At 71.0% G+C, this 18,559-nt stretch carries 20 protein-coding genes and 1 pseudogene; 10 read left to right on the forward strand and 11 right to left on the reverse strand.

Features of this window, described 5'->3' with window-relative positions; genetic code table 11:
- Positions 1-30: 30 nt before the first annotated feature.
- The 4 genes from cysS to ACRRSS_RS33850 form a co-directional block, all read right to left on the reverse strand.
- Positions 31-1,431 (reverse strand): cysteine--tRNA ligase, encoded by a 1,401-nt coding sequence (gene cysS, locus ACRRSS_RS33835; protein ID WP_351903318.1) that lies wholly within the window; start codon positions 1,429-1,431, stop codon positions 31-33.
- 159 nt (positions 1,432-1,590) lie between these two features.
- Positions 1,591-2,100: a 2-C-methyl-D-erythritol 2,4-cyclodiphosphate synthase gene (ispF, locus tag ACRRSS_RS33840; RefSeq protein WP_435974810.1), complete on the reverse strand. Its 510-nt coding sequence runs from the start codon at positions 2,098-2,100 to the stop codon at positions 1,591-1,593.
- Positions 2,090-2,839 (reverse strand): 2-C-methyl-D-erythritol 4-phosphate cytidylyltransferase, encoded by a 750-nt coding sequence (gene ispD / locus ACRRSS_RS33845; protein WP_435974811.1) that lies wholly within the window; start codon positions 2,837-2,839, stop codon positions 2,090-2,092. The genes ispF and ispD overlap by 11 nt, the downstream gene beginning before the upstream one ends.
- Positions 2,840-3,184: 345 nt before the next feature.
- Positions 3,185-3,667 carry a CarD family transcriptional regulator gene (locus tag ACRRSS_RS33850; protein ID WP_003953493.1) on the reverse strand — a complete coding sequence of 161 codons (483 nt, stop codon included), beginning with the start codon at positions 3,665-3,667 and terminating at the stop codon, positions 3,185-3,187.
- A gap of 629 nt (positions 3,668-4,296) precedes the next feature.
- Here ACRRSS_RS33850 and ACRRSS_RS33855 point away from each other — a divergent pair.
- Complete coding sequence (locus ACRRSS_RS33855; RefSeq protein WP_435974812.1) at positions 4,297-4,929, forward strand: DUF461 domain-containing protein; 633 nt, start codon at positions 4,297-4,299, stop codon at positions 4,927-4,929.
- Positions 4,930-5,119: 190 nt separating this feature from the next.
- On the opposite strand, the gene ACRRSS_RS33860 is transcribed toward ACRRSS_RS33855, so the two are convergent.
- Positions 5,120-5,800 carry a response regulator transcription factor gene (locus tag ACRRSS_RS33860; protein WP_015035162.1) on the reverse strand — a complete coding sequence of 227 codons (681 nt, stop codon included), beginning with the start codon at positions 5,798-5,800 and terminating at the stop codon, positions 5,120-5,122.
- On the reverse strand, positions 5,797-7,026 hold the full coding sequence (locus tag ACRRSS_RS33865) for a sensor histidine kinase (RefSeq protein WP_435974813.1): 1,230 nt from the start codon (positions 7,024-7,026) through the stop codon (positions 5,797-5,799). Before ACRRSS_RS33865 ends, ACRRSS_RS33860 begins: the two co-directional genes overlap by 4 nt.
- A 263-nt stretch (positions 7,027-7,289) precedes the next feature.
- Here ACRRSS_RS33865 and phoU point away from each other — a divergent pair, with 263 nt between their 5' ends.
- Both phoU and ACRRSS_RS33875 read left to right on the forward strand, forming a co-directional pair.
- Positions 7,290-7,970: a phosphate signaling complex protein PhoU gene (gene phoU / locus ACRRSS_RS33870; protein ID WP_351903333.1), complete on the forward strand. Its 681-nt coding sequence runs from the start codon at positions 7,290-7,292 to the stop codon at positions 7,968-7,970.
- 111 nt (positions 7,971-8,081) lie between these two features.
- On the forward strand, positions 8,082-8,234 hold the full coding sequence (locus ACRRSS_RS33875; RefSeq protein ID WP_351903336.1) for a hypothetical protein: 153 nt from the start codon (positions 8,082-8,084) through the stop codon (positions 8,232-8,234).
- Between the two features lie 182 nt (positions 8,235-8,416).
- Here the strand turns inward: ACRRSS_RS33875 and ACRRSS_RS33880 are convergent, their stop codons facing one another.
- Entirely contained in the window at positions 8,417-8,917 is a 501-nt protein-coding gene (locus ACRRSS_RS33880) for a GNAT family N-acetyltransferase (RefSeq protein ID WP_435974814.1), read from the reverse strand.
- Positions 8,918-8,983: 66 nt separating this feature from the next.
- On the opposite strand from ACRRSS_RS33880, the gene ACRRSS_RS33885 reads away from it, so the two are divergent.
- From ACRRSS_RS33885 to ACRRSS_RS33895, 3 genes are all read left to right on the forward strand, one after another.
- Entirely contained in the window at positions 8,984-9,541 is a 558-nt protein-coding gene (locus tag ACRRSS_RS33885; RefSeq protein WP_435974815.1) for a hypothetical protein, read from the forward strand.
- A gap of 549 nt (positions 9,542-10,090) precedes the next feature.
- On the forward strand, positions 10,091-10,372 hold the full coding sequence (locus ACRRSS_RS33890; RefSeq protein WP_435974816.1) for a hypothetical protein: 282 nt from the start codon (positions 10,091-10,093) through the stop codon (positions 10,370-10,372).
- Positions 10,373-10,614: 242 nt separating this feature from the next.
- On the forward strand, positions 10,615-10,896 hold the full coding sequence (locus tag ACRRSS_RS33895; RefSeq protein ID WP_435975493.1) for a hypothetical protein: 282 nt from the start codon (positions 10,615-10,617) through the stop codon (positions 10,894-10,896).
- 178 nt (positions 10,897-11,074) lie between these two features.
- Here the strand turns inward: ACRRSS_RS33895 and ACRRSS_RS33900 are convergent, their stop codons facing one another.
- Entirely contained in the window at positions 11,075-11,545 is a 471-nt protein-coding gene (locus tag ACRRSS_RS33900; RefSeq protein WP_435974817.1) for a hypothetical protein, read from the reverse strand.
- A gap of 350 nt (positions 11,546-11,895) precedes the next feature.
- Here ACRRSS_RS33900 and ACRRSS_RS33905 point away from each other — a divergent pair.
- Together ACRRSS_RS33905 and ACRRSS_RS33910 are read left to right on the forward strand one after the other, a co-directional pair.
- Positions 11,896-12,193 (forward strand): annotated as a pseudogene (locus tag ACRRSS_RS33905) (tyrosine-type recombinase/integrase); the annotation flags it as partial.
- A 15-nt stretch (positions 12,194-12,208) separates the two neighbouring features.
- Positions 12,209-12,505, forward strand: a complete 297-nt coding sequence (locus ACRRSS_RS33910; protein ID WP_435974818.1) for a ribosomal protein L7/L12 — start codon at positions 12,209-12,211, stop codon at positions 12,503-12,505.
- 83 nt (positions 12,506-12,588) lie between these two features.
- On the opposite strand, the gene ACRRSS_RS33915 is transcribed toward ACRRSS_RS33910, so the two are convergent.
- Positions 12,589-13,347, reverse strand: coding sequence for a phosphoglyceromutase (locus tag ACRRSS_RS33915; RefSeq protein WP_435974819.1), 759 nt, complete (start codon positions 13,345-13,347; stop codon positions 12,589-12,591).
- A gap of 125 nt (positions 13,348-13,472) precedes the next feature.
- On the opposite strand from ACRRSS_RS33915, the gene ACRRSS_RS33920 reads away from it, so the two are divergent.
- Entirely contained in the window at positions 13,473-14,780 is a 1,308-nt protein-coding gene (locus tag ACRRSS_RS33920) for an MDR family MFS transporter (RefSeq protein WP_435974820.1), read from the forward strand.
- A 16-nt stretch (positions 14,781-14,796) separates the two neighbouring features.
- On the opposite strand, the gene ACRRSS_RS33925 is transcribed toward ACRRSS_RS33920, so the two are convergent.
- Positions 14,797-15,711 (reverse strand): MBL fold metallo-hydrolase, encoded by a 915-nt coding sequence (locus tag ACRRSS_RS33925; protein ID WP_435974821.1) that lies wholly within the window; start codon positions 15,709-15,711, stop codon positions 14,797-14,799.
- A 108-nt stretch (positions 15,712-15,819) separates the two neighbouring features.
- Here ACRRSS_RS33925 and ACRRSS_RS33930 point away from each other — a divergent pair, with 108 nt between their 5' ends.
- On the forward strand, positions 15,820-16,776 hold the full coding sequence (locus ACRRSS_RS33930; RefSeq protein WP_435974822.1) for an AraC family transcriptional regulator: 957 nt from the start codon (positions 15,820-15,822) through the stop codon (positions 16,774-16,776).
- Positions 16,777-16,835: 59 nt separating this feature from the next.
- On the opposite strand, the gene ACRRSS_RS33935 is transcribed toward ACRRSS_RS33930, so the two are convergent.
- Positions 16,836-18,491 carry a glycosyl hydrolase family 28-related protein gene (locus ACRRSS_RS33935; RefSeq protein ID WP_435974823.1) on the reverse strand — a complete coding sequence of 552 codons (1,656 nt, stop codon included), beginning with the start codon at positions 18,489-18,491 and terminating at the stop codon, positions 16,836-16,838.
- Positions 18,492-18,559: the final 68 nt, after the last annotated feature.

The raw sequence follows: 18,559 nt of genomic DNA on the forward strand, positions 1-18,559 counted from the left end.
TGCCGCCCGGGGGACCGAGCGGCACATCTTCTAACGGTTGCCCAGCGTCCAGCGGGGGCCGTCGGGGCTGTCCTCGATGGCGAGGCCGGACTGGTTGAGCTGGTCGCGGATCGCGTCCGCCGACGCCCAGTCCTTGCGCTCGCGCGCCGACTCGCGCTGCTGGAGCACGAGCCGCACGAGGGTGTCGACGACGCCGTGGAGCTCCTCGCCGCCGCCGGTCTCCTCGGCCCAGTGCGGGTCGAGGGGGTCCAGACCGAGGACGCCGAGCATGGCACGGACCTCGGCGAGGCGGGCGATGGCCTCGTCCTTGTCGTCCGCGGCGAGGGCGCTGTTGCCCTGGCGGACGGTGGTGTGGATGATCGCGAGCGCGTGCGGCACGCCCAGGTCGTCGTCCATGGCCTCGGCGAAGGCCGGCGGCACCTCGGCGGCGGGGGCGACGGTCGTCCCGGCCTTCTCGGTGGCGCGCTGGACGAAGCCCTCGATACGGGCGAACGCCGACTCGGCCTCGCGCAGGGCTTCCTCGCTGTACTCGATCATCGAGCGGTAGTGCGGGGTGCCCAGGTAGTAGCGGAGGACGATGGGGCGCCAGTTCTTCACCATCTCGGACACCAGCACGCTGTTGCCGAGCGACTTCGACATCTTCTCGCCGCTCATGGTGACCCAGGCGTTGTGCACCCAGTACTGCGCGAACGCGTCGCCGTAGGCCTTGGCCTGGGCGATCTCGTTCTCGTGGTGCGGGAAGATCAGGTCGAGGCCGCCGCCGTGGATGTCGAAGGCGGAGCCCAGGTACTTGTGGGCCATGGCCGAGCACTCCAGGTGCCAGCCGGGTCGGCCGCGGCCCCACGGGGTCTCCCAGTCGGGCTCGCCCGGCTTGGTCGCCTTCCACATCGCGAAGTCGCGCGGGTCGCGCTTGCCGGTGATGCCGTCCTCGGCGGGCTGGCGCAGGTCGTCGATGTCCTGGTTGGACAGCTCCAGGTAGCCCGGGAAGGAGCGCACGTCGAAGTAGACGCTGCCGTCGGCCTCGTACGCGTGACCGCGCTCGATGAGGCCGCGCATCATCTCGATCATCTCGGGGACGTGGCCGGTGGCGCGGGGCTCGTACGTGGGCGGGAGGCAACCGAGCGCCTCGTAGCCCGAGTTGAACGCCCGCTCGTTCTCGAAGCCGATGGACCACCAGGGGCGGCCCTGGTCCGTCGCCTTGGCGATGATCTTGTCGTCGATGTCGGTGACGTTGCGGATGAACGTGACGTCGTAGCCGCGGTACGCGAACCAGCGGCGCATGATGTCGAAGTTCAGCCCCGACCGGATGTGCCCGATGTGCGGGGCCGCCTGGACGGTGGCACCACAGAGGTAGATCGAGACCTGGCCCGGTGTGAGCGGGGTGAAGTCACGGATCTGCCGGGCGCTGGTGTCGTACAGGCGAATAGTCACCACTCCAGGGTAGTGGGCGTGTGGTAGTGCCCCGATACCCGTTCCCGGTCTCCGATGACGTTTTTCACCGGCACCGGTGGCAGGCGGTGCCGGTGAATGCCCCGGGACCCGCCCGGTGGACGCGGACACGCCCACCCGGCCGGGTGCCCCTGGACGCGGTCACGCCCGTCCGGCCGGGTACACGAGGGCCGTCGCGAGCGCGGCGAGGCCCTCGGCGCGACCGGTGAGGCCGAGGCCGTCCGTCGTGGTGCCGGAGACGGAGACCGGTGCGCCGGCCGCCTCGCTCAGCGCCTTCTGGGCCTCGGCGCGCCGCTTGCCGACCTTGGGCCGGACGCCGACGACCTGCACGGCGATGTTGCCGATCTCGTACCCCTCCGCGCGGACGATCCGGGCGGCCTCGGCGAGCAGGGTGACGCCGGAGGCGCCGGACCACTCGGGGCGCGAGGTGCCGAAGTGGGCGCCGAGGTCGCCGACTCCGGCGGCGGAGAAGAGGGCGTCGCAGGCGGCGTGGGCGGCGACGTCGCCGTCGGAGTGCCCGGCGAGACCGTACCCGTCGTTCTCGTCGGCGTCCCAGAGGAGGCCCGCGCACCACAGTTCGCGGCCCTTCTCGAAGGCGTGGACGTCGGTGCCGATGCCGGTACGGGGCAGCACGGGGATCTCAGAAGCCATCGTTGGCCCTCCTGCGGGCGAGTACGGCCTCGGCGAGGACGAGGTCGAGGGGGCGGGTCACCTTGAAGGCCTCCTCGTGGCCGGGCACGACGACGACGGGGGCGCCGAGCCGCTCGACCATGCCGGCGTCGTCGGTGGCGCCCTCGCCGGTGAGGGCGATGGTGGCGTGGGCGTTGACCAGGGTGTCGTGGTCGAAGCCCTGCGGGGTCTGGACGGCGCGGAGGCGGGCGCGGACCGGGGTGGCGACGACCTGCTCGGGGTCGCCGGGCCTCTCGGCCGGCTCGACCTCCTTCACCGTGTCCGCGACGGGCAGCGCGGGGACGACGGCGACGGCCCCGTCCCGTACGGCCTCGATGACGGCGTCCACGGTGTCGACGGGGACGAGCGGCCGTGCGGCGTCGTGGACGAGGACGGTGGTGATGCCCTCGGGGAGCGCTTCGAGGCCGAGGCGCACGGACTCCTGGCGGGTGTCACCGCCGGGGACGACGAGGTAGTCGGTCCGTTCGGGGAGGGCGTGGGCGTCGAGGAGGTTCTTGACCTCGGGGGCGCCTTCGGGGGGTGCGACCACGACCACGAGCGAGACCGCGCGGGAGGCGGCCATCGCGCGGACGGCGTGGATGAGCATGGGGGTGCCGTTCAGCGCGCGCAGCGCCTTGGGGGCGCCCGGCCCGAGGCGTACGCCCCGTCCGGCCGCCGGGATCACCACGGCGGTACGAGGAGGACGCACTTCGTCTGTCATCGGTTGCACTCCGGCAGGTTTGTTTCCGCGGCCGACATGGGTATGGCCTCACCGTGCCGGACGCTCCGCCTTGACCGGGCCCTTTCCGTGACGACGGTCGAGGCGTTGCCGCCCGAGCACAGGGGTTCGGACGTAACAGGGGGTGCGGGTTCTCTCTCAGCGGTGCGCACACGTGACTGACGCCGTGTGCGTACGGCCGTGCGCACGCTCCGCATGCGTACGCGAGCAAGGGTGTACGTGGACATGCCGCAGCGCCCGACGGCAGTACTGTGTGGATCACAGCACGCCAGCGGGCACCGCGGCATCGCTTCACTTGGTAGCGCGCTCAGTGACTTCCGAGCACGCTCAGGACGCGAGGACCTCGTCGAGGAGAGCCTCGGCCTTGTCCTCGTTCGTGTTCTCCGCGAGGGCCAGCTCGCTGACCAGGATCTGCCGCGCCTTGGCGAGCATGCGCTTCTCACCGGCGGAGAGACCCCGCTCGCGCTCGCGCCGCCACAGGTCGCGGACTACTTCGGCGACCTTGATGACATCGCCGGAGGCGAGCTTCTCGAGATTTGCCTTGTAGCGACGGGACCAGTTCGTCGGCTCTTCGGCGTACGGTGCGCGCAGCACCTCGAAGACCCGGTCCAGCCCGTCCTGACCGACCACGTCGCGAACACCGACGAACTCCGCATTGTCCGCCGGCACACGAACCGTCAGGTCGCCCTGCGCGACCTTGAGCACCAAGTAGGTCTTGTCCACGCCTTTGATCTGGCGAGTTTCGATGGCCTCGATCAGCGCGGCCCCGTGATGGGGATAGACCACGGTGTCGCCAACCTTGAACGTCATGTGACAGGTACCCCTTCCGTGGCTATCCAGGGTAACACGGATACGGCTTCTTCTGAATGGCGTTTTCGCAGGTCAGGGCATATCTCGGGGCTTGACAACAGCGACACGAACGTGCTGCGGAGGGCTTCCGGAAGACGGTATTCGCAGGTCGGAGCGGCTACGCGGACGGAGAGAAACGCGCACGTTACACCTACCCGGACCCCCTCCAAGGAGGGGTGATGCCCCGGATTGTCGGGTTCGGAGGGGCCTTCTTCACCTACTCCGTTCGAGGATCGTCCACCCGTACGGATGCATCGCGGAGGGATTCCGTAATTGATCAGCCGACGCGGGTCGGGGGATATCCGGAGGTACGGCTCCGGAGAATGCGGGGCGGCCCTCGAATTGATCAAGGCGGTTATGTGAACAACAGGTCAATGGGTCGTGATCCAGCCACACCGGCCGACGCCCGACGAAGGGGCACCACGGGTCGCGGGGCCACCCGGAGACGCCCGCGTCCGGTTAGGGGCGGGTCGGGTGCGGGACGGAGAGTGCGGCTCGGTAACCTAAGCGCGCTGACGCACCTTTAGCCGATCCTCAGTTCCGCAGCCTGTCCGTAGCCTGATCCGTTCGTCCTAGGAGATGCCGCCGCCGTGAGCCGCAGCCTTCGACGCGGCGCCCTCGCCGCTACCGCCATCGTGTTCTCCATCGCCGCGCTGTCCGCCTGTGGGGCGGGCAACGACGCGCAGACGCTCGGCGTCCGGCCGGACAACGCCGCCGTCACCGTGGACGACGTCAAGATCCAGAACGCCCTCGTGATCACCCAGCCCGAGGCCGCGTCCAAGGGCCCGGCCGTGGTCTCGGCCACCGTCTTCAACAACGGTGACGCGGCCCAGACGCTCGACTCCATCACCCTGCCCGGCAGCAGCGCCACCGTGCAGCTGAAGGCGGCCGAGGGCACCGGCCCGATCACCGTCCCGGCCGGCGGCTCCGTCGTCATCGGCGGTGCGGGCAACGCCTCCGCCGTGATCGAGAACGGCAACCAGGCCACCCGCGACGGCAACGCGCAGAAGGTCGTCTTCAAGCTGAGCAAGACCGGCGACGTGAGCCTGGCCGCCTTCGTCGTCCCGGCGACGAGCTACTTCAAGGAGTACGGCCCGGCCGTGGTCCCCGCGCCCCCGGGCACCGAGCCCACCGCCACCGCCTCGCCCTCCGGCGAGACCGAGGGCGGCCACGGCAGCGAGGGCGAGCCGTCGGGCGAGGCGAGCCACGAGGCCGGTCACTGACCGCACCGCGCGCATGCGTGAAAGGGCGCCTTCCCCGGCCGGGGAAGGCGCCCTTTCACTCGTTCGGACGCGTCGTACGGCCGAGGGCCGGACGCGCCCTGCTGTCTACGGCCGGACGCGCCGCACCGGCCGCGGCCGAACGCGTCGTGCGCGTCCCGCCTCACCCGGGCCCGGGCCGGCCCGACGCGGTCTACGGCTCGAACTTGTAGCCCAGGCCCCGGACCGTCACCAGGTAGCGCGGGGCGCCCGGGTCCGGCTCGATCTTGGCGCGGAGGCGCTTGACGTGGACGTCGAGGGTCTTCGTGTCGCCGACGTAGTCCGCGCCCCACACCCGGTCGATGAGCTGCATACGGGTCAGCACGCGGCCCGCGTTGCGCAGCAGCATCTCCAGGAGGTCGAACTCCTTCAGCGGCAGGTCGACCTTGCCGCCCGCGACCGTCACCACGTGGCGGTCGACGTCCATACGGACCGGGCCGGCCTCCAGGGCCGCCGGGGTGACCTCCTCCGGCTCACCGCGGCGGCGCAGGACCGCGCGGATGCGGGCGACCAGCTCCCGCGAGGAGAAGGGCTTCGTCACGTAGTCGTCGGCTCCTATCTCCAGCCCGACGACCTTGTCGATCTCGCTGTCCTTGGCGGTCACCATGATGACCGGGACGTTCGAGCGGCCGCGCAGCTGACGGCACACCTCGGTGCCGGGCAGCCCCGGAAGCATCAGGTCGAGGAGGACGAGGTCGGCCCCGTTGCGCTCGAACTCGTCGAGACCGTCGGGCCCGGTCGCCGCTACGGCGACTTCGAAGCCCTCCTTGCGAAGCATGTACGACAGGGCGTCGCTGAAGGATTCCTCATCCTCGACGACGAGCACTCGGGTCACGGAAGGACCTCCGGGGCAGGAAGCGGTTCGGTCATGAGATCAGGGGTGAGCGACGAGGCGGGTCGGCGGTCCCGTACGGCGCCCGCCTCGGGCAGCCGCAAGGTGAAGGTGGAGCCCTGGCCCTCGGTGCTCCAGACGGTGACCTCGCCGCCGTGCGAGGCGGCGACGTGCTTGACGATGGCCAGGCCGAGCCCCGTACCGCCGGTGGCGCGGGAACGGGCCGGGTCGACGCGGTAGAAGCGCTCGAAGACGCGCTCCTTGTCCTTGTCGGGGATGCCGATGCCCTGGTCGGTGACGGCTATCTCGATGAGATCGCCGGAGGGGGCGGCGACACGGCGGGCGGCGATGCCCACCCGGGTACGGGCCGGTGAGTAGTTGACCGCGTTCTCGACGAGGTTGCCGAGAGCGGCGGCGAGCTGGCCGCGGCTGCCCCAGACCCGCAGGTCGGCGTCGCCTCCGGAGACCATGGTGATCTGCTTGGTGGAGGCGGGCTGCCGGGAGCGGTCGATCGCCTCGGCGACGAGTTCGTCCACGGACACGGGCTCGGAGTCCTCCAGCGGGTCGTCGTTCTGCACGCGGGAGAGGTCGATGAGCTCCTGTACGAGGTTGGTGAGACGGGTCGCCTCTATCTGCATGCGGCCGGCGAAGCGGGTGACCGCCTCGGGGTCGTCCGAGGCGTCCATGACCGCCTCGGAGAGCAGGGAGAGCGCCCCCGTGGGGGTCTTGAGCTCATGGCTCACGTTGGCGACGAAGTCGCGCCGTACCGCTTCGATACGACGGGCCTCGGTGAGGTCCTCGACCAGGAGCAGCACGAGGCGCGAACCCAGCGGGGCCACCCGGGCGGAGACGGCGAGGGCCTCGCCGCGTCCGGTGCCGCGCCGCGGCAGGTCCAGCTCGACCTGCCGTATCTCCCCGTCGCGGCGGGTGTCGCGGGCCATGTTGAGCATGGGCTCCACGGCCAGCTTCCCGCCCCGGACCAGGCCGAGTGCGTACGCCGCCGAGCTGGCCTTCACCACGGAGTCGCTCTCGTCGAGGACGACCGCGGAGGAGCGCAGCACGGACAGCACGGTGTCGACGCCGGGCGGGAGCACGGCGTCGGTGTGCAGTGAGGTTCGGGTGGGTCTCGCCTGGTCGCGCTCGCTCCAGCGGAACGCCAGCATGGCGATCACGCCGGTGCACACTCCGGCGATCGCGGCCAATGCGGCAACCGCCGCGTTCACGTCCATGCCTCAAGGTTATGCGGGGTGGCGGACACTCTCCCAGCCGTCCGAGTGGCTCCTCGAACAGTCGTCGCCCAGAGTTCACTCCCAGGACCTGGCCGGTTCATTTGTCGCGACCGGGGCAGTGGCGTGCGTAGCCCAGAGTTCACCTTGAGGAAAGTGCCGGTTCACGTGTGCGGGTGGAACCGGACGCGTAGGGGGCCGAACGTGGGAGCGTGGGGGTCCGACGCCCCACCCGGACCCCGGAGCTTTGCGTAGAGAGGGACACCATGCGGGACGCGTACCACGAGGAACTGGATTCGATCGGTGAGAGCCTGGTCGAGATGGCCCGACTCGTCGGGTCGGCGGTCGGACGGGCCACGACGGCGATGCTCGACGCGGATCTCAAGCTCGCGGAGAGCGTGATCGCGGCGGACCAGAAGGTCGACGACCTCCAGCACGACCTGGAGGCCCGGGCGATAGCACTGCTCGCGCGGCAGCAGCCGGTGGCGACCGATCTGCGGATCGTGGTGACCTCGCTGCGCATGAGCGCCGACCTGGAGCGCTCGGGCGACCTGGCGCAGCACGTCGCGAAGCTGGCGCGGCTGCGGTTCCCGGACTCGGCCGTGCCGCGTGACCTGCACGCGACCATCCTGGAGATGGGCCAGCTGGCGCAGCGCCTGATGGCGAAGGCGGCGGAGGTCATCATCACGAAGGACGTCGACCTGGCGCTCCAGCTGGAGCAGGACGACGACGAGATGGACCTGCTGCACCGGACGCTGTTCCAGCACCTGATCGACGACCGCTGGAAGCACGGCATCGAGACGGCGGTCGACGTGACGCTTCTCGGCCGCTACTACGAGCGGTTCGCCGACCACGCGGTCTCGGTCGCGAAGCGGGTCGTCTACCTGGTGACGGGTGAGCACGCGGACGAGCTGCAGGCAGCGGACTCGCCGGTCGAGGGCGCGTAGGCGCGTCGGGGCCCGTCGGGCGGCGCGGGCGCCGATGCGCCGTTGATGCGCCCGTCCGAGTGGGCATGCAATGGGGGGAGGCGATGTGCGCCTCGAAAGGGAGGGACCCCCATGGCCGAATCCCCCATGCCGACCGAATCCGGAGCGGAGGCGCCGCGCGAGGCGGTGTTCCTGCCCGTACTGGGTGCCTGCGGGTGCGGCTCGGGCTGCGGCTGCGGCTGCCAGTCGGGCTCGCCGTGCCAGTGCGGCGGCTGCTCGGGCTGACAGCGAAGGGGTGGGGCGCGGGTGTCCGCACCCCACCCCCCTCCGCCCACGGCCGCGCGCCCCCGGTCGTGGGGCGCGGGCGTCCGCGCCCCACCCCGCGCCCGGCCGCGCGCCCCGTCGTGGGGCGCTCCTCTTCTCCGGCACGTACGCCGACGGTCATCGGTCGCGCGGACGCCGGCGGGTCAGATGTCGAGTACGCCGACGGTCTGGCCGCCGCTGAGCTCCCCGGTCGTACGGAATCCGAGCCGCTGGTAGAAGGCGCCGGGGCCGTCGTCGCCGGGTTCCCAGGTGACGTAGAGGTGCCGCTCGCCGCGCCGCCGCAGCTCGTCGCGTACGGCTTCGACGGCGAAGCGTCCGTACCCCTTGCCCTGGACGTCGGAGGCGATGTTGAGCCGCCAGAGACCGCTGCGGCGGTCGGCGGGGTCCTTCTCCTCGTTCCAGGGGATGTCGAGGAAGGCCATGAGGAAGCCGACGAGCCGGTCGCCGTCGAAGATCAGCCGGGGCCAGGCGGTGTCCCCGTGCGCGTACGCCTCGGCGAGGGAGCGCGAGACCGGGGAGACGTTCTTCTCCTGATGGGGGTGGACCCGCAGGGCGAGGGCGGCGTCGACGGTGGCGGGGGTGACCTTCTCCAGACGGAGGAGTGAGGGTCGGTCGGGGGCCGGGGTGGCGGGAGGCGTGCTCATGATCAGGACCGTAACGATTCCGCTTGATCACCACCGTCGAATTTCCGTGCGGGCAGGATGGCCCCCATGGTTCCCACGACCGCCCGGCTCCGCCGCCGCGCACTCCTCGCCGTCGCCGTACTGTCGGCCCTGCCCGCGCTCGCCGGCTGCGGCGTCGAGTCCGCGGGCGTCACGGGCGTCACCGTGACGGCGGCGGGAGAGCCGGTGGGCGTGGTCCTGGTGTGCCACGACCGGATCGACGCGGCGGTGCTGTACCCGGACGAGCCGGTCACCGACCCGGACGCGGAGGTCACGGCGGAGGCCGTGGAACCGGAATACACGGACTCCTGGTCGGCGGCCACGCCCGTCGAGGACTTCTCGACCTGGCCCCTGACCCTCCCGCCCGGCTCGGACACCGCCACCCTCTTCTGGACACCGGAGGAACCTCCGCGGCCCCTGAAGCCGGGTCGGCTCTACACGCTGTACGGCGCGACCCGGGACAACTCGTGGTCCACGGACCGCCACTCGTTCACCCTGGCCGACCTGGAGCGCCTCACCCCGGACCAGGTCAGCTACACACACGGCGACACGGTCCGCACGACGACCCTCGCGGATTTCCGGGCTCACGCCTGCGACGGCTTCTGACGGCCCGTACGCCTCCGGCCCCCTGCCCGGCGGGAGGCCACGGGCGGGGAACGCCGAAACCCCCTCCCCGCCGGGCGCGGCGGGAAGGGGGCTCGTACGGGGAGATCGTGCGTCAGGGCTACTTCTTGCCCTGGGTCTTGATCCGGCCTGGGGCGCTGTCCGGCTGATGGCCTCTGACCTGCGGTCGAGCGATCGCCTGTTGTCACGCGTGGCCGCCGTTGGTTGCCCTTGCACGGCCCGCAGACGGCCCGGCGGTCGGCTGCTCCCTCACTTGCCGAACAGGTGCGGGACCGGGCAGAGCTCCATGGGTGCTTCCGGCTGATCGGCCCAACGCCACCAGAGCTGTCGGTCTGGGCACAGCCACAGGGCGCGGCAGGTCCGCTTGCAATCGTCTTCCCGGTACATGAGGACTTCATCGGCTGAGCGCACTCGGGGCAGAGGAGAGGACCACTAGACATGCCGCGCACCATACCCAGGGGCCGATGAGCCTGATGGGGTGGTCCCAGAACGCAGAAGCGCCGAAGTCGTCGCTCGTGGCAGGTTGGCCCTATGAGCGAGCCATCACACCCCGGTAACCCGAACAACATCCAAGTGGGCGCCATCTACGAGGACTGCTCGTTCCATCCAGTCCTGTGCACGGCGGTTGATGACGTGGCGGGCGTGGTGCTCAGTGGGATCTCGCTCATCGACGGCAGCTTCCCCCGCTCGTGCGATGCCCTGCACTGCGGGCCTATCCGCATCGGTGTGGAGGAGGTCGTAGCCATCAAGCGAGACCTTGATGGCTACGCCCGCCGGCGAAAGGCTGAGCTGCGAACCGGCGACACCACCTGAACCGTTTGCGGTACCGCGCTGCTGTACGGACGACCTCTTCGTCCCGAAGCAACTCAGGTGAGGGTGCTCCCTTGGGCTGCTGTACCTCTCACCTGTGCTGATGGTCCGCCGGCGTCCGCACTCGTCCGCCGGTGTTCGTGTGCGTTGTCACGCAGATAGACACTCACTGTGGTTGGTCTTCTTGCGCGGGAAGCCTTGATGCGGACGTGCCAAACTGCCAGTACGGTCGACTTGTGATCAACATGAACGTGCGTATAGGCCTGGGAAAACCCATAGCTCGTGCTCAGGTCGGACTGGAGTGGACGGACCTCTTTCCTGCGCTGGACTCGGCGAACTTCCCGATGCTGTGGGCTCTGGACCCTTACGGGGATGCCATCTTCAATGAGCGGCAGGTGCCGTTGCTGCTGGCAGAGCTTGATCGACTGCCTGAAGCCTACGGCGGTGAGTGGGTGGACCAGGCTCGTGAGTTGTGCCAGGTCGTTCAAAGTGGAACACACCGGTTCCTTTGGTTCATCGGTGACTGAACGGTCTTGAAAACCGTCGTGGCAGCGATGTCACCGTGGGTTCAAATCCCACACCCACCGCAGATGAGTGGCCCCTGACCAGCGATTCCGGTCAGGGGCCTACGCGTCTCCCGGTGATTCCGTACCGTGGTTCCCCGTGAGACCCCGTCTGATCGGGCACGCGAGGGGCACGTCTGGGTCAGGCTCGAGACACCAGCTGGATCGTCACCGGTGCCGCTGATTCAAGGTCGATGGTGTCTCCGTCGTCCTCGGAAAGAGCCTCGTCGAGGTAGTCGGCAGGCACGACGACCAGCATCGTGTGAGGGCGGGGAAGCCAGCCCACATCCTGCGGAGGGTCGTAGCGGCCGATGTCGATGATCCGCACCAGCGTCTCAGGTATGCCTACGAGGCAGCTGTCACCGACGTGCAAGTTCCATGGCTCAGGATCAGTCTTGAACAGGCTGATGCTCCATTCCGGGGAGTCAGGCGACATCGCGAAGGCCCTCCGGCCGTTCCACCTGATCTGAGACTGCCGATCGATCTCGGCCCACGGCCATTCAACCGAGGCGTGGAAACGAGACACCTCGGCCACTCGGCCTTCGGCCGGCGGGCAGCTGACTCGCAGAACGTCGCCGACCTGGAAGTCGTGATGCGGTGTGTCCTTGTCCATGGCTGCCCCTGCCGTTACTCGCTCCGAGAGCTGCACCGTACCGACTGCCTCAGCCCCGGCTCTCCCTGGCTTCCATCCCGTCTGCCGTCGACCCACACGCCGTGGAGCGGTCTCAGGTCTGGACGACACGCTCATCAGCCACGGCGAGGCCGGTACCGACGCGGAGCGACCACACCGGCCTCTGCCACTTCGCGGCAGCAGCTGCTCCCCGCCCACCCCTTCCCGGTGGTGCGGTCGCCTCACGCTCCCGTCATCCGTGACGGCGGGGGTACGGCGCCCCGCCTTACTCAGGCCCAGCAGTCGGCCAGCCATGCGCAAGATGCCACCCCTGCCTCGCCGCTAGCCGTCTTTGGTCGCCCCTCTTGGCCGCAGTCGGCAGCGCTCGTGGCTACGCATGCCATGTGACGGTTGCCGTGCTTGAAGGTGTGCCCTCCGCGCGTGAGCACGGGATGCACGCGCTGAGGCACTTCTACGCGTCGGTGCTCCTGGACGCCGGAGAGAACATCAGAGCCCTGGCGGAGTACCTGGGCCACTCCGACCCCGGGCCTGACACTGCGGGTGTATGCCCATCTCATGCCGAGCAGCCGTGAGCGCACGCGAAAAGCCATGGCTGCCGTCTTCGAGGGTGCCTACGCTCCTAGTCGCTGAGGAAGGGAGACGGAGATGACCGACGGCGAGTCCGTCGAGGACTACACGCTGCTCTGCGACGACCCGTCCCACGAAGTGGTGCTCGTCGACTGCGGGCCGCGCGAGACGGACGTGATCCTGGCGCTGCGCAAGCTGACCGGACTGAGCTTGTGGCACAGCCGGGTCCTGGCTCGGCGCGCCCCCGTCATCGTCCTCGAAGGGCTAGGCGACTACGAGGCCCAGTCCGCGGCCTCGGTGCTCCGGAACGCGGGCGCCGAAGCGGAGTGGCGGCAGGAGCCGGAGGCCGGGGTGCGCACGACCCCATCCTCCTGACGGCCCACAGACGGCCCCAGCCCACGAAGAAGCCCCCTCCCAGCGGAGAAACCGCAGGTAGGGGGCTCTTGCGTGGGTAAGAGCTACTTCTTGCCCTGGTTCTTGACCGCCTCGATCGCCGCCGCCGCGGCTTCCGGGTCGAGGTAGGTGCCGCCCGGGTTGAGGGGCTTGAAGTTCTCGTCGAGCTCGTAGGCGAGGGGGATGCCCGTCGGGATGTTGAGGCCCGCGATGGCCTCGTCCGAGATGCCGTCGAGGTGCTTGACCAGGGCGCGGAGGCTGTTGCCGTGGGCGGCGACCAGGACCGTGCGGCCGGTGAGGAGGTCGGGGACGATCGCGTCGTACCAGTACGGGAGCATCCGCTCCACGACGTCCTTCAGGCACTCGGTGCGCGGGCGCAGCTCCGGCGGGATCGTCGCGTAACGCGCGTCGTGCGCCTGGGAGTACTCGCTGTCGTCGGACAGCGGCGGCGGCGGGGTGTCGTACGAGCGGCGCCACAGCATGAACTGCTCCTCGCCGAACTCGGCGAGCGTCTGGGCCTTGTCCTTGCCCTGGAGGGCGCCGTAGTGGCGCTCGTTGAGGCGCCACGAGCGGTGGACCGGGATCCAGTGGCGGTCCGCGGACTCCAGCGCGAGCTGGGCGGTGCGGATGGCGCGCTTCTGGAGGGAGGTGTGCAGCACGTCGGGGAGCAGGCCGGCGTCCTTGAGCAGCTCGCCGCCGCGCGTCGCCTCCTTCTCGCCCTTCGCGGTGAGGTTCACGTCCACCCAACCGGTGAACAGATTCTTCTCGTTCCACTCGCTCTCGCCATGGCGGAGGAGGATCAGCTTGTACGGTGCGTCGGCCATGCGTACGAGCCTAATGGACCTCTGACGATTGACGCGCGTCGTCAATTGGCTGGCGTCCGACACATGAGATGCGTAAGTTACGAGCGCCGGAAGCAGGGCTTACACACACCAAGGGGCCGCCACACATGTCCATCGACTCGCTCAGACGATCAGCCCGGGCGACGGTCTCCGGCTTCCCGCGGGGCTTCTGGTGGCTCTGGCTCTCGACCCTGGTCAACCGGACCGGGGCCTTCGTCCTGACGTTCCTCTCCCTCTACCTGACCGTGGAGCTCGGCCACTCCGCCTGGTTCGCCGGACTCGTCGTCGCCCTCCACGGTCTCGGCGGCGTCGCCGGCTCCCCGCTCGGCGGCACGCTCACCGACCGCTGGGGCCGGCGCCCCACCATGGTCACCATGCACCTCGCGGCCGCCGCCTGCGCCGCCGCCCTCGCCGTCGTCACCAGCGCCTGGGCCATCGCGACGGTCGTCCTCCTCATGGGCGTCGCCATGCAGGCCGTCCGCCCCTCCATCAACGCCACCATCGCCGACATGGTCCCCTCCCACGACGTGCGCCGGGCCTACGCCCTCAACTACTGGGCCCTCAACCTCGGCTTCGCCATCGCCTCCATCGGCGGCGGCGCCGCGATCTTCCTCGGCTACCGCACGCTCTTCGTCGTCGACGCCGTCGCCACCACCCTGTGCGCCGTCATCGTCTTCCTGCGGCTCCCCGAGACCCGCCCCCAGGCGCGTACCGACAAGGCCGGCGAGCCGGTCGTCGAGGCCAAGGTCAGCATGGTCACCGTGCTGCGCGACGCCCCCTTCCGCACCCTCGTCCTCCTCAACCTCCTCGTCTGCCTCGTCTTCACCGCCCCCTGGATCGGCCTCCCCCTCACCATGGCGGACCAGGGCCTCTCGCCCTCCTCCTACGGCGTGGTCATCGCCGTCAACGGCATCGTGATCGTCGGCTTCCAGCTGCTCGTCAACAAGCTGACCGACAAGCGCTCCCCCGTCGTCCTGCTCACCCTCTCCTCCCTCCTCTTCGCCGTCGGCACCGGCGCCACCGCCCTCGCGGGCTCCCCCGTGGCCTTCGCGGCGACCGTGATCGTCTGGACGGTCGGCGAGATGATCCACGTCCCGACGAACGCCGCCGCCACCGCCCGTCTCGCCCCCGAGCACGCCCGGGGCCGCTACCAGGGCGTCATGGGCATGTCCTGGGCCGTCGCCGGCTTCGTCGCCCCGATCGGCGCCGGCGCGCTCGTCGACGGCCCGGGCCCCGACATCCTGTGGGCGGTGACCGCCGCGATCGGCGCCCTCGCCGCCGTCGGCTACCTCACCCGCCTGCGCAAGGCCCTGGCCGACGACGAGGACGGCGTCAGGATGCCGCTGCCCGACCCCCGCGCGACCGGGACCGAGCCCGCCGCGGCCAAGGACGCCCAGGCCCCCGTCGGCTCCTGACCCCCGCTCCCCGCCCTCACCCCGTGCCGTAGGCCGCCCACCGCACCAGGCCGAAGCCCCTTCCCTCCCTGCGCACCTCGGCGGCACCGGCGCCGCCGAAGTGCGCGGGCACGACCAGCTCCCGCTCGTCGGCGGCGCGTTCGAGGATCCGGCGGCGGCTGGTCGCCGCCCGGTCCGCGTCCAGGCAGAAGCAGCTGGCGTGGGAGGGGTCGAGGATCTGCACGGGGCTGTGGAGGAGGTCCCCGACGAAGACCGCCCGGTCCCCGCCGGACGCGAGCCGCAGTACGGCGGAGCCGGGCGTGTGGCCGGGCGCGGACTCCAGGACGAGGTTCTCGTCGACGCGGTGGGACCCGTCCCACAGATCGATCAGCCCCGCGCGGTGCACGGGCGCGACGCTGTCCTCGTAGACGAGCCGGTCCTCCTCGTGGAGGCCGTCGCCGTACGCGTTCCCCGGACCGAAGTGGAAGTCGTCGGCGGCCGGGACGAGGTACCGGGCGTTCGGGAAGGTCGGCACCCACGTGCCCCGGTCGTCCCGGGTGTTCCAGCCGACGTGGTCGGCGTGCAGGTGGGTGTTGACGACGACGTCCACCTCCTCGGGGCGGACCCCCGCCCGCTCCAGAAGGCCGGGGAAGTCCCCCCGCCGCTGGTGGAAGTGCGGCGAGTGCGGCCGCTCGCGCCCGTCGCCGACGCCCGTGTCGACCAGGACGGTCCGGCCGCCGCTGCGCAGTACCCAGGTCTGCAGCGCCATGACCGCGCTGTCGGTGTCCGGTGCCCAGTGGTCCGGCGCGAGCCACTCCTCGTTGGCCCGCCACACGTCGGCCCCGGAGTCGGGGACGAGGCCGCGGGCGGGCGCGAACGGCCCCTGCCACTCGACGATCCGGAGGATCTCGACGTCCCCCAGGACGATGCTCTGTGCGCTCTCGTTGGTCATGAAACCGACCCTAGGGAAGGCCGGTTGAGCCTCTCAATGCGCACAGGGCTCTTCTGGATACGGGAGACGCTCACCGGCCATGCGACCGGGGCGGCTACCCTGCCGCCCATGGACGTGGTCAGCGACGCGATCTCGGCCGTCCGCACCGGGCGGCCCTCCTCCGACCGCGTACGGGTGGGCGGGCGCTGGTGCGCGCGGCTCGAACCGTACGACGGTGCCGGCTTCCACATCGTCCTGAAGGGCGGTTGCTGGCTGCTGCCCGACGGCGGCGCGCCGGTCGCGCTCGGCACGGGAGACGCGGTGCTGCTGCCGCACGGGACGGGGCACGTCATCGCCGACGCGCCCGCCGACGCGGCGACGCTGGCACGGGCGGTGCCCTTCGGCCCGTGGCGGGACGGCGGTCCGCCACGCCCGCCCCTCCCCCCGTTCCCGCCCGGGTCCGGCGGACGCGAGGTGGAGATGCTCTGCGGCAAGTACCGGCTCGACCGCAGCCACGCCCATCCGCTCCTGGCGGAGCTCCCCCCGGTCGTCCACCTGCCGAGCCGGCCCGGCGCGCATCCCGAACTCCGCGCCGCCATCGACCTGCTGGGCGGCGAACTCGACGAGCGGCGGCCAGGCTCGTGCGTCGCGCTGCCCAGCCTGCTCGACCTGCTGCTGGTCTACATGATCCGTTCCTGGCTGGCCGAGGGTACGGCCGGAGTCTGGCCGGCGGTCCTCGGCGACCCGGTGACCGCAGCCGCGCTGCGCGCGCTGCACTCCGACCCGGCCGCCCCGTGGACCACCGACCGGCTCGCGGCCGAGGCGGGGGTCTCCCGGCCCACGCTGGCCCGCCGTTTCACCGCGCTCGTCGGCAGGCCCCCGATGGCGTATCTGACGTGGTGGCGGCTGACCCGCGCCGCCGCCCTGCTCCGGGAGACCGATGATCCACTGGCGGCCGTCGCCCGGCGGGTCGGCTACAGCACGCCGTACGCCCTCTCGCACGCCTTCCGCCGGGAGTTCGGCACGACGCCGGGCCGGTACCGGAGCAGCCGGGACCCCGCCGTCCCCGGCCCGATCACCCGCTGACCCCGGCCGGGTGCCCGCTGACCACGGCCGCGTGGCCGCCATCCCCGGCCGCGTGTCCGCTACCCCCGGCCCAGTGCCCGCTGGGCCTCGTACAGGTTCCGCGGGCGGACCGACCCCGGGGTTCCGTACGCCTCCACGCGCGCGTGGAGGTCGCCCGTGAAGTCCGGGACGTCGGTCTGGTCGAACTCGCGGACCTCACTGATGCCGACCGTCGCGCTGTACGGGGCGATGGTGTCGATCTTCACCAGGCCCGCCCGGCCGTTGGTCACCGTGACGTTCCAGTGGGCGAACCGGGCCCCGTAGAGCGGGCCCGCGGAGGCGTCGCCACCGTGCCGGCCGTTGTTCTCGACCGTGATCTCGGTCCGTACGTTGGCGAAGGGCATGCCCCGGTGGGTGTCGAAGGTGCCCATCTCCATCACCCCGCGCGACCAGACGTTGTGGCTGGACAGGCCCTCGACGTTGATGCCGTGGAGCTGGGTCCCGGCCGGGGCGGGGACGGTGCGGGCGGCGACGCGGAAGTCCTCGACCAGGTTGTCGTGCGCGCCCTCGCGGCAGAAGTACGGGTGGTGGGAGCCGCGTCCCTCCACCCGCGTACGGCGCAGGGTGCAGGCGGAGGCGGCGACGAGCCCGAAGCCGTTGTCGACGTGGCGGACCACCACGTCCTCCGCCCAGCAGTCGTACGCGCACTGGAAGGTGACGCCGTTGTATCCCTGGTCGAGCAGGTGCGGTGACTGCGGGGTCTCCGCCGCCTCCAGGGTCAGGCCCACCACACCCGAGCCGGTGAGCGGCTCCGCCCCGGAGATCAGCCGGGGGTCCCACTCCGGGCGGACGTCGAGCGGAAGGGGCCGTTCGAGGGTCACGGTCCGGCCCCGTACGGAGGTGATCCGTACGGGCCACTCGTAGGGGACGTAGCTGGTCAGCTTCGTCCTCTCGTCCCAGGTGTACGCCTCCGGGCCCGGGCCGCCACCCGCCATGTGCTCCAGGAGCGTGTGGTCGGGGTCGTCGGCGAGGCGGAGGACGACGAGCCGGCCGCGCCGCAGGGCGGAGGGGTCCTCGACGGTGACCGAGTGGTCGCCCCGACGGGCCGGGCGGAGGGCCGTCAGCGTGGTCCACTCGTCGCGACGGTTGCCGGTCCAGCCCTCGAAGGGCCAGGCCCGGTCCCGTATCGCCGCGACGAGGGAGGCGTGCCGGGCGCGGGGGGAGAGCCAGATCAGGCCGCCGGCCCAGGACCAGGAGGACTTGTCGCCGCCGTAGCGGGAGCCGTACGGGCCGATCAGCTCGGTGAGGTTCCGGGTGGCGAGCAGGGTCGTGCGGCCGGAGCCCGCGCCGCGCAGGACGACTCCGCTGTGGCCGATCCGGAGGTAGTCGTCGATCCGGTACGAGCCCGGCGGCAGCAGGACCGTGCCACCGCCGCGCTCCCCCGCCGCCGCGAGGGCCCGGTTGAGGGCGGGCGCGGAGTCGGCCGAGCCGTCGGGGGTGGCCCCGTAGGTGAGCGCGTCCGCCACGACGGGTGGGCGGGGCGCGCGGCGGGCTCCGGCGTGGGCTCCGGCCCGGCCCACGTAGGGGATCTGGGGGTGGGTGTAGGGGGCGGCTTCGAACTCCCGCCAGAGCGCTGCGGGCTGGGCGGGGAGGGCGGGCCGGGAGAAGCCCGTCGTGCCGGCCGCTCCCGCCACGGCCACCGCACCGCCGACGAACTGCCTTCTGTTGAGTGCCATGAACCTGAGCCCTTCATGTACATGAACGGTGTTCAGATCTGCGTTGGGCGTGAGCATGGCAGGCAACG

This window comes from Streptomyces sp. Qhu_M48, assembly GCF_051305195.1.
In the GTDB taxonomy this organism is placed as follows: domain Bacteria; phylum Actinomycetota; class Actinomycetes; order Streptomycetales; family Streptomycetaceae; genus Streptomyces.

Bases quoted from the DNA above. Each gene is read 5' to 3' on its own strand.
- ispF (WP_435974810.1), bottom strand. From the start codon at position 2,100: ATGGCTTCTGAGATCCCCGTGCTGCCCCGTACCGGCATCGGCACCGAC.
- ACRRSS_RS33865 (WP_435974813.1), bottom strand. From the start codon at position 7,026: ATGGACGTGAACGCGGCGGTTGCCGCATTGGCCGCGATCGCCGGAGTG.
- ACRRSS_RS33930 (WP_435974822.1), top strand. From the start codon at position 15,820: ATGGACGTGGTCAGCGACGCGATCTCGGCCGTCCGCACCGGGCGGCCC.
- ACRRSS_RS33895 (WP_435975493.1), top strand. From the start codon at position 10,615: ATGAACGTGCGTATAGGCCTGGGAAAACCCATAGCTCGTGCTCAGGTC.
- ACRRSS_RS33900 (WP_435974817.1), bottom strand. From the start codon at position 11,545: ATGGACAAGGACACACCGCATCACGACTTCCAGGTCGGCGACGTTCTG.
- ACRRSS_RS33880 (WP_435974814.1), bottom strand. From the start codon at position 8,917: ATGAGCACGCCTCCCGCCACCCCGGCCCCCGACCGACCCTCACTCCTC.
- ACRRSS_RS33890 (WP_435974816.1), top strand. From the start codon at position 10,091: ATGAGCGAGCCATCACACCCCGGTAACCCGAACAACATCCAAGTGGGC.
- ACRRSS_RS33875 (WP_351903336.1), top strand. From the start codon at position 8,082: ATGGCCGAATCCCCCATGCCGACCGAATCCGGAGCGGAGGCGCCGCGC.
- ispD (WP_435974811.1), bottom strand. From the start codon at position 2,839: ATGACAGACGAAGTGCGTCCTCCTCGTACCGCCGTGGTGATCCCGGCG.
- ACRRSS_RS33925 (WP_435974821.1), bottom strand. From the start codon at position 15,711: ATGACCAACGAGAGCGCACAGAGCATCGTCCTGGGGGACGTCGAGATC.
- ACRRSS_RS33910 (WP_435974818.1), top strand. From the start codon at position 12,209: ATGACCGACGGCGAGTCCGTCGAGGACTACACGCTGCTCTGCGACGAC.
- ACRRSS_RS33935 (WP_435974823.1), bottom strand. From the start codon at position 18,491: ATGGCACTCAACAGAAGGCAGTTCGTCGGCGGTGCGGTGGCCGTGGCG.
- phoU (WP_351903333.1), top strand. From the start codon at position 7,290: ATGCGGGACGCGTACCACGAGGAACTGGATTCGATCGGTGAGAGCCTG.
- ACRRSS_RS33915 (WP_435974819.1), bottom strand. From the start codon at position 13,347: ATGGCCGACGCACCGTACAAGCTGATCCTCCTCCGCCATGGCGAGAGC.
- ACRRSS_RS33885 (WP_435974815.1), top strand. From the start codon at position 8,984: ATGGTTCCCACGACCGCCCGGCTCCGCCGCCGCGCACTCCTCGCCGTC.
- ACRRSS_RS33850 (WP_003953493.1), bottom strand. From the start codon at position 3,667: ATGACGTTCAAGGTTGGCGACACCGTGGTCTATCCCCATCACGGGGCC.
- ACRRSS_RS33920 (WP_435974820.1), top strand. From the start codon at position 13,473: ATGTCCATCGACTCGCTCAGACGATCAGCCCGGGCGACGGTCTCCGGC.